This is a genomic window from Geminicoccus flavidas, from assembly GCF_009806515.1.
Classification (GTDB): Bacteria; Pseudomonadota; Alphaproteobacteria; order Geminicoccales; family Geminicoccaceae; genus Geminicoccus; species Geminicoccus flavidus.
The window spans coordinates 1-8,677 of the sequence record NZ_WUJP01000006.1 but is presented as its reverse complement, the minus strand read 5'-3'; the positions used below and the strand labels follow the sequence as shown (position 1 = coordinate 8,677).

Annotated in this window: 8 protein-coding genes and 1 pseudogene; all 9 read left to right on the top strand. The window is 69.1% G+C overall.

Annotated elements, in window-relative coordinates; all coding sequences use genetic code 11:
- Window positions 1-203, top strand: a pseudogene (locus tag EQG76_RS00155) (ABC transporter substrate-binding protein); the annotation flags it as partial.
- 11 nt (window positions 204-214) lie between these two features.
- The gene (locus EQG76_RS00150) at window positions 215-1,174 is read left to right on the top strand and encodes an ABC transporter permease (protein WP_235031127.1); all 960 of its coding nucleotides are present in this window, start codon (window positions 215-217) and stop codon (window positions 1,172-1,174) included.
- A complete protein-coding gene (locus tag EQG76_RS00145; RefSeq protein ID WP_159709499.1) occupies window positions 1,167-1,994 on the top strand; it encodes an ABC transporter permease in 828 nt (275 codons plus the stop codon). The genes EQG76_RS00150 and EQG76_RS00145 overlap by 8 nt, the downstream gene beginning before the upstream one ends.
- A complete protein-coding gene (gene nikE, locus EQG76_RS00140; protein ID WP_159709497.1) occupies window positions 1,991-3,547 on the top strand; it encodes a nickel ABC transporter ATP-binding protein NikE in 1,557 nt (518 codons plus the stop codon). Before EQG76_RS00145 ends, nikE begins: the two co-directional genes overlap by 4 nt.
- Before the next feature lie 72 nt (window positions 3,548-3,619).
- The gene (locus EQG76_RS00135) at window positions 3,620-5,248 is read left to right on the top strand and encodes a glucan biosynthesis protein (protein WP_159709495.1); all 1,629 of its coding nucleotides are present in this window, start codon (window positions 3,620-3,622) and stop codon (window positions 5,246-5,248) included.
- A gap of 4 nt (window positions 5,249-5,252) precedes the next feature.
- Complete coding sequence (locus tag EQG76_RS00130; protein ID WP_159709493.1) at window positions 5,253-6,026, top strand: enoyl-CoA hydratase; 774 nt, start codon at window positions 5,253-5,255, stop codon at window positions 6,024-6,026.
- 100 nt (window positions 6,027-6,126) lie between these two features.
- Window positions 6,127-6,402: a 30S ribosomal protein S20 gene (gene rpsT / locus EQG76_RS00125; RefSeq protein ID WP_159709491.1), complete on the top strand. Its 276-nt coding sequence runs from the start codon at window positions 6,127-6,129 to the stop codon at window positions 6,400-6,402.
- Window positions 6,403-6,890: 488 nt separating this feature from the next.
- Window positions 6,891-8,270 carry a chromosomal replication initiator protein DnaA gene (gene dnaA / locus EQG76_RS00120; RefSeq protein ID WP_159709489.1) on the top strand — a complete coding sequence of 460 codons (1,380 nt, stop codon included), beginning with the start codon at window positions 6,891-6,893 and terminating at the stop codon, window positions 8,268-8,270.
- A gap of 78 nt (window positions 8,271-8,348) precedes the next feature.
- Window positions 8,349-8,570 (top strand): hypothetical protein, encoded by a 222-nt coding sequence (locus tag EQG76_RS00115; RefSeq protein WP_159709487.1) that lies wholly within the window; start codon window positions 8,349-8,351, stop codon window positions 8,568-8,570.
- The last annotated feature ends 107 nt before the right edge of the window (window positions 8,571-8,677 follow it).

Genomic DNA, 8,677 nt, shown 5'->3' with positions numbered 1-8,677 from the left:
TGGCCAGGATCGAGGTTACGGCCGACGAGGCGGAACGCAACAGGCTCTACGGCCAGGCGCAGGAGATGCTGGCGGCCGACGCAGTGAACGCGTTCCTGTTCGAATTGCCCAAGCAGGGCGTATGGAACGCCAAGCTGGAGGGGATGTGGGCGAACGCCCCGATCCAGGCGACCGACCTGACCGGCGTGCGCTGGGCGGAGTGAGGCCAGGCGGGGTGAGGCCGGGCGGGATCCCGCGCAGCGTCCTGCGCATCGCCGCAGCCCTCCTGACCCTCGTCCTCGCCTCGGTCCTGGTGTTCCTGGCGCTCAACGTCCTGCCGGGCGACCCGGCTGCGGTGATGCTCGGCACCGAGGCCAGGCCGGACACGCTGGCGGCCCTGCGCCGGCAGATGGGGCTGGACCAGCCCCAGCCGCTGCGCTGGTGGCAATGGCTGAGCGGGCTGGCCAGGGGCGAACTCGGCACCAGCCACACCTATGGCGTGCCGGTCGCCGAGCTGGTGGCCACGCGCGCCGCGGTGAGCCTGCCCCTGGCACTTCTCGCCTTGCTGGTCGCGGTCGGCCTGGGCATCCCGGCCGGGCTGTTCGCCGCCACCCGGCACCGCCGTACCGGCGACCTCGCCACTATGGCGGTGGCCCTGGTCGGTCTGTCGGTGCCGGCCTTCTGGATTGGCATCCTGCTGGTCCTCCTGTTCGCGATCGGGCTGCGCTGGCTGCCGGCGGGCGGCTTCCCGGGCTGGGATGCCGGAATCCTTTCCGGCACCGCGGCCCTAATCCTGCCGGCCATCGCCTTGGGCCTGCCCCAGGCGGCGGTGCTCGCCCGCGTGACCCGGACCGCCATCGTCGAGATCATGCGGCTGGACTTCGTGCGCACCGCCCGCTCATTCGGCCTGACCCGCACCGAAGCGCTGCGCCGCCACGCTCTGCCCAACGCCCTGCCGCCGATCGTCACCGTGCTGGGCCTGCAGTTCTCCTTCCTGCTGGCCGGTGCTGTGATCGTCGAGAACGTCTTCTACCTGCCGGGCCTGGGCCGCCTCGTGGTCCAGTCGGTGGGCGGCCGCGACCTGCCCACCCTGGCCTGCTTGGTGATGCTGCTGGTCACCGCCGTGGTGGCGGTCAACCTCGCGGTCGACCTGCTGCTGCTGCGGCTGGACCCGAGGCTCCGCCAGCGTGGCTGAGCGCCCGGACCGGAACTGGAGCCTGTGGCTGGGCGTCGCGATCACCCTGGCGATCCTGCTGCCGGCGGCCCTGTCGCTCGTCTGGACGCCCTATCCACCGGCCGCGATCGACATCAAGGCCCGCCTCCAGGGCTGGAGCCCGGCTCATCCCCTGGGTACCGACCCGTTCGGCCGGGACGTCCTGTCCATGCTGATGGCGGGCACGCGCAACTCGTTCGGCATTGCACTGGGCGCGGTGGCGCTCAGCGTCGGGATCGGAGTGCCGCTCGGCGCCCTGGCCGCGGCGCGGGGCGGCTGGCTCGACGATCTCCTGATGCGCGGCAGCGACCTCCTGTTCGCCTTTCCCGCGGTGCTGACCGCGATCATGCTGGCCGCCGCACTGGGACCCTCGATGGGCGTGGCGATCCTGGCGATCGGCCTGTTCAACCTGCCGGTTCTCGCCCGCGTCACCCGCTCCGCCGCGGTGCGCATCTGGCCGCGCGCCTTCGTCCAGGCCGCCCGCCTGTCGGGCAAGTCCAGGACCCGGATCACGCTGGAGCACGTCCTGCCCAACATCATGGACCAGCTGCTGGTCCAGGTGACCCTGCAGCTGGCGCTCGCGATCCTGACCGAGGCGGGGCTGGGCTATCTCGGCCTGTCCGTGCCGCCGCCGGCACCGACGCTCGGCCGGATGCTGGCGGATGCGCAGAGCTTTTTGGCCGTTTCGCCGCGCCTGGCGATCCTGCCGGGCCTCGCCATCGCCCTGGCCGTGCTGGGCCTGAACCTCTTAGGGGACGGGCTGCGCGACCGGCTCGACCCCCGGCTGAGCCGACAGCCATGACGGGGCTGCTGGAAGTCGAGCACCTGACCATCCGCAGTCCGGGCGACCCACCTCTGGTCCGGGAGGTGAGCTTCCGGATCGCACACGGCGAGCGCCTGGGCATCGTCGGGCCGTCGGGCTCGGGCAAGTCGCTCACCGCGCTGGCGATCGCCGGCCTGCTCCCGGACGGGCTGACGGTGGAGGGCTCGGTCCGCCTGGACGGAAGAGAGATCCTGGACCTGCCCGAGGCGGAGCTGGCCCGGCTGCGCGGGCGGCGCATCGCCATGGTGTTCCAGGAGCCGCTCACCGCGCTGGACCCGGCGCGCCGAATCGGCCGCCAGGTAGCCGAGCCGTTGGCGATCCATGGGCTGGGTACGCCCCTCGAGCGGATGGCGCGGGCAGAGGCACTGCTGCGCGCGGTGGGCCTGCCGCCCGAGCGCGCCTCGCCGGATTCCTTTCCCCACGAGTTGTCCGGTGGGCAGCGCCAGCGCGTGCTGATCGCGGCGGCACTCGCCGCCGGGCCGGACCTGCTGCTGGCCGACGAGCCGACCACCGCCCTGGACCTGGTGACCCAGCGCCAGATCCTGGACCTCATGGACGAGCTGGTGGCCGGGCGCGGCTTGGCGCTGCTCCTGGTCAGCCATGACGAGGGCGTGATCGCGCGGATGTGCCGCCACGTGCTGGTCATGGAGGCCGGCCGCATCATCCGCTCCGGGCCCGCCGCCGCCCCATCCACGGGCGGCGCGGTCCTCCCACCGCAGCCTCGAGAGCGACCTGAGCCGCCGGCTCTTCTGGCCGCCAGCGGCGTGAGCCGGCGCTACCGCCTGCCAGGCGGTGCCATCCGGCAGGCGGTGGACCGCGTCGACCTTGCGGTAGCCCCGGGCGAGGCGGTCGGGCTGGTCGGCGGCTCGGGCAGCGGCAAGTCGACCCTGGTGCGGCTGCTGACCGGGCTGGAGCGGCCGGATGCCGGCCTCGTCCGCCTGGACGGCCGGGATCCGGCCGAGCCGGCCGTTCCCCGGCATCCGGTGCAGCTCGTCTTCCAGGACCCGTTCGACTCCCTGGACCCGCGTTGGCGGGTCGGGCGGATCCTGGCCGAGCCGCTGCACGGGCTCCGCCTGGCCCCTGCCGTGCGCCACCGCCGGGTGCTGGCGGCCCTGGCCGAGGTCGGCCTGCCGGCGGAAGCGGTCCGCCGCCATCCCCACACTTTCTCGGGCGGGCAGCGCCAGCGGATCGCGATCGCCCGGGCCCTGGTGGCGCACCCTCGCCTCGTGGTCCTGGACGAGCCGCTCTCGGCACTCGACCGGCCCCTGCAGGAGCAGGTGCTCGAGCTGCTGGCAGCGCTTCGGGCGCGGCACGGCCTGGCCTATCTCCTGGTCAGCCACGACCTCGACATCGTGCGGCGCCTGTGCAGCCGGGTGCTGGTCATGGCCGAGGGGCGGATCGTGGAAGAAGGGCCAGTCGGCCAGGTGCTGCTCCGTCCGGCCTCCGCGGCGGCCCGCGCCTTGCTGGCGGCGCGGCTGGCCCCGCCCGCCCCTCCGGTTGCACCGCCGAAGGCGGGGGATTATGAACCATGACGAGCTTCGGCACCCGGCGCGACAACAGCCGTTGGACAGGTTGGGAAATCCCAACATCATTTTGAGGAATGCATGGACGCCACTCGGCGCTCGGTCTCGCTCGGTCTTTCGGCCCTTTCGCTGCTCGGGCTGACCGGACTGACCGCATTGCGGGAAGCGGTCGCGCAGGAAGAGGCGGCGGCACCACCCCCGCCTCAGACCGGACTGCGCTTCTCCGAGCCCAGGCCCTTCTCGTTCGAGCAGCTGGTGGCGCAGGCGGAGGCGGCGGCCAAGGAGCCTTATGCGTCCCCGATCATCCGGTTCGACGACATCCTGGACCGGATCGACCCCGAGGTGTTCGCCGACATCCGCTTTCGCCCGGACCAGGCGCTCTGGGCGGATGGCAGCGGCCCCTGGCCGATCCGCTTCCACCACCCTGGCCGCTGGTTCAAGCGGCCGGTCCACATCAACCTGGTCGAGAATGGTCAGGCGCGCGAGATCCTCTACGAGCCCTGGCTGTTCGAGTTCGGCGAGAAGGCCTCCTTCGTCACCGGCCTGCCCGAGGATCTCGGCTTCGCCGGGTTCCGGGTGATGAACAAGCAGGGTGGCGGCGACTGGCTGTCCTTCCTGGGTGCTTCCTATTTCCGGGCCTCTGGTGAGCAGGACCAGTACGGGATCTCCGCGCGCGGCGTGGCGATCGACATCGGACTGCCCACGCCTGAGGAATTTCCGGCGTTCCGCGAGTTCTGGATCGAGCGGGCCGCACCGGACAATGACGATCTCGTCATCTGCGCCTTCCTGGACGGCCCGGCGGTGGCCGGCGCCTATCGGTTCCTGGTGCGCCGGCCGGGCGCCGTGACGATGGATGTCGAGGCCAAGCTGTTCATGCGCCACGGCGTGCAGCGCCTTGGCATCGCTCCGCTCACCAGCATGTACTGGTTCTCCGAGACCAACCGCCACGCCGCCACGGACTGGCGCCCCGAGATCCACGACAGCGACGGGCTGGCGATCTGGACCGGTTCCGGTGAGCGTCTGTGGCGGCCCTTGAACAACCCGCAGACCATGATGGTCTCGTCCTTCTCCGACACCGACCCCAAGGGCTTCGGCCTGCTGCAGCGCGACCGGGAATTCGCGTCCTACGAGGACGATTCCCTGTTCTACGAGCGACGGCCCTCCTTGTGGGTCGAGCCGCTGCAGCCCTGGGGCAAGGGGACGGTGCAACTGGTCGAGATCCCGACCAACGTCGAGATCCACGACAACATCGCGGCCTACTGGGTGCCGGAGGTCAAGACCGAGGCGGGCATGCGCTTCGACCTCGGCTGGCGGCTCTACTGGCAGGACGGCATCCCACAGGAACTGACCGTCGCGCGCTGCGTGGCGACCCGGATCGGCCGGGGCGGCGTGCCCGGGGCGGCGGAGGACCGCGACCTCAAGCTGTTCGCCGTCGACTTCGAGGGGCCGTCGCTGGAGCCCCTGCGCAAGGGCGAGGATGTCCAGGCGGTGGTGGCCACCTCGCGGGGCGAGATCACCCGCGCCTTCGCCTTCCAGATCGTCGGGACCAGGCGCTGGCGGGCGATGTTTGAGCTCCTGGTGGACGGCGAGGAGCCGGTCGATCTGCGCCTCTATCTGCGCCTGGGCGACAACGCGCTCACCGAGACCTGGCTCTACCAGTATCATCCATTCCGTTTCGTGGCCGGGCCTTCCGGTTTTGGGGAGGAGTGACCCCTTGGCGTACACGAATATCCTGGTCGACCGGCGCGATGGGGTGGGCCTGATCACCCTGAACCGGCCCAAGGCCCTGAACGCCCTGAACGACGAGCTGGTCGCCGAGCTGAACCTGGCCCTGGACGGGTTCGATGCCGACCCCGAGATTGCCGCCACGGTGATCACCGGCTCGGAGAAGGCGTTCGCCGCCGGTGCGGACGTCAAGCAGATGGCGCAGATGAGCTTCGCCGACGCCTATGAGAGCGACTTCATCGCCGCCTGGGCGCGCATCGCGGACAAGCGCAAGCCGCTGATCGCGGCGGTGGCTGGCTATGCCCTGGGCGGCGGCTGCGAGCTGGCGATGATGTGCGACATCATCATCGCCGCCGACAATGCGCGCTTCGGCCAGCCGGAGATCAATCTCGGTACCCTGCCTGGTGCCGGCGGCACCCAGCGCCTGGTGCGCGCGGTGGGCAAGGCCAAGGCCATGGACATGGTGCTGACCGGCCGGATGATGGACGCGGTCGAGGCCGAGCGGTCCGGCCTGGTCACCCGGGTGGTACCGGCGAGCGAACTGGTCGAGGAGGCCCTCAAGATCGGCCAGGCGATTGCCACCAAGAGCCGGATCGCGGTGCGCATGGCCAAGGACGCGGTCAATGCGGCTTTCGAGACCACGCTCGCGGAGGGGCTGCGCTACGAGCGGCGCGCCTTCTATGCGAGCTTCGCCACCGAGGACCGGACTGAGGGCATGAACGCGTTCGTGGAGAAGCGCTCGGCCGAATTCCGGCACCGCTGAACGGCACATGCGGGGCTCCTTGTGAACACGCCCGGGTTGACGTAGACGTGGCCTGGGGATAAGAGCCCCTCTCACTTTCAGAACATTGGGCAATCGCATCGTGGCGCATACCCTTTCGGCGAAGAAGCGGGTGCGGCAGACCGAAGCACGGACTGCACGCAACCGGGCTCGCACCAGCCAGATCAAGACCTTCATCAAGAAGGTGGAAGCCGCGGTCGCCAAGGGCGATGCGGAAGCCGCCGCCGTCGCCTTCCGGCAGGCGGAGCCGCAGATCGCTCGCGGGGTCACGAAGGGCGTTCTGCACAAGAACACGGCGTCCCGCCGCATCTCGCGCTTGGCCCAGATGGTGAAGAAGCTCTCCAGCGTCGCTGCCTGAGAGTTTCCAGCAGTTTGTCAAAACAGGCGACGAGGACGCGAGTCCTCGTCGCCTGTTTTGTTGTATCGTGATTCTCTCATATTAGTTGTTCATGATTTTTCAACCATGGAGAGAATTTTCGATTGTGGCAGAACGGGCGCTTGCCTCCCCCCAGGCCCGGCATTACTATCACCTGACGTTCGGCCGCCACACGTAGGCGCTTGATTGCAGTCGAGTATTTAGGATCGCGAACCAAGGACTGTTCGGCCGTGGCATAGTAACTCAACTGCCCCTGGGCAGGCTGTTCTATCGCCAAAGTCGAAGCCATCTCGGTTCCGGCCCTCATCAGGCTGCAGTCTACCGGCTTTCGGCAGCTGGATCTCCCGGAGCAAGGAGGTCATGTTGTCGTTTTGTGGCGAGTATACGAATCGAGCACGGTCCGGCCTGTGGGTGTTCTTGCCCAGCCGGCGGGACCATGGTGACAACGCGACAGCCGGGTCGGGGTACGGATGATCGTGCCGCAGTCGAGCGATCTGGAGGCACAGTGGACGCAGGTGCGTGGCCTCCTTCGGGCGGAGGTGGGGGATACGGCCTTCAGCACCTGGCTGAAGCCGCTCCTGGCCCTCGGCATCGAAGGTGACCGGGGCCTGGTCTCCGTGCCGACCCAGTTCATGCGCGACTGGGTGGCGGCGCACTATGCCGACCGCATCCGCACGCTCTGGAACGGGGTGAACGGCCAGGTCCGCTCGATCAGCCTGGTGGTGGCGCAGGGCAAGGGCTCGCCCGGCACCATCGTCAACCGCGAGCAGCCGCCTTTGCGCGTGGTGGAGCCGCAGCCGCGCCCGGTCAACGATTCGCCGGACGAACTCTCCGTCCAGCTCGACCCGCGCCTGACCTTCGAGAATTTCGTGGTAGGCAAGCCCAACGAGTTTGCGGTGGCCGCCGCCGAGCGGGTCGCGACCTCGCCCAAGCCCATGTTCAATCCGTTGTTCCTTTATGGCGGGGTCGGCCTCGGCAAGACCCACCTCATGCACGCGATCGGCCACCGGGTCCTCCAGATCGACCCGACCAAGAAGATCGTGTTCATGACTGCCGAGAAGTTCATGTACCAGTTCGTACGTGCGCTGCGGATCAAGGAGACGATCGCGTTCAAGGAGATGTTCCGTTCAGTCGACTTGCTGATGGTCGACGACGTCCAGTTCATCTCCGGCAAGGACAGTACTCAGGAAGAGTTCTTTCACACCTTCAACACGCTGGTGGACCGCGGCAAGCAGATCGTGATCTCGGCCGACCGCAGTCCGTCCGACCTGTCCGGGCTGGAGGAGCGGATCCGCTCGCGCTTGGGCTGGGGGCTGGTGGCCGACATCCATCCCACGACTTACGAGCTGCGTCTGGGCATCCTGCAGGCCAAGGCCGAGCAGTTGCGTTCGGACGTGCCGCAGCGCGTGCTGGAGTTCCTGGCAGCGAGGATCACTTCCAACGTCCGCGAGCTCGAGGGCGCGCTCAACCGCATGGTCCACCAAGCCAGCCTGACCAACCGGGCGGTCTCGGTGGAGATGGCCCAGGAAATCCTCCACGACCTGCTGCGCGCCAACGACCGGCGCGTCACGATCGAAGAGATCCAGAAGGCCTGCGCCGAGCACTACCAGATGAAGATGGCCGACCTGACCGGCCCTCGCCGCTCGCGTGCCATCGCCAGGCCCCGGCAGACGGCGATGTATCTGTGCAAGCAGCTCACGCCCCGCTCCTTGCCGGAGATAGGCAAGAAGTTCGGCAACCGTGACCATACCACGGTGATGCATGCGGTGCGCCAGATCGAGAAGCTGATTGCCGAGGACCGGCAGCTCGCCGACGATGTGGAACTGCTGAAGCGGCGCCTGATGAGCTGAACCGCCCGGGTCTTCGACCCGGGCACGGCCAGCCGGCGACCCTGCGGAGGCCGTGCTGCATCTGCCTCCGAATGGGTCATGTCCCACGTCATCTACGTCTTCTCCGACCCTGGCCTCCCCGCCGCCTGCAAGATCGGCAAGGACGAGAACTTGCCGTCGCGCTACAAGCAGGCGCGCTGCCACACGCCGCGCGGCATCGAGGCCGCCGGCCTCTTCCGCCTCGGAGGAAGGGCGCCGTTCAGCAGGCCGAGCGTGCCGCCCATGCCCTGCTGGCAGCACACCGTCGCGCCGGCGACGTGAGCGAGTGGTTCGACCTGCCCCCGCAGGAAGCGATGCAGCGTCTGGCGACTGCAGCCGTCCTGGATCCCTGGACGGCTGACCCGGCCGGCCCGCCCGACCTGACCGTC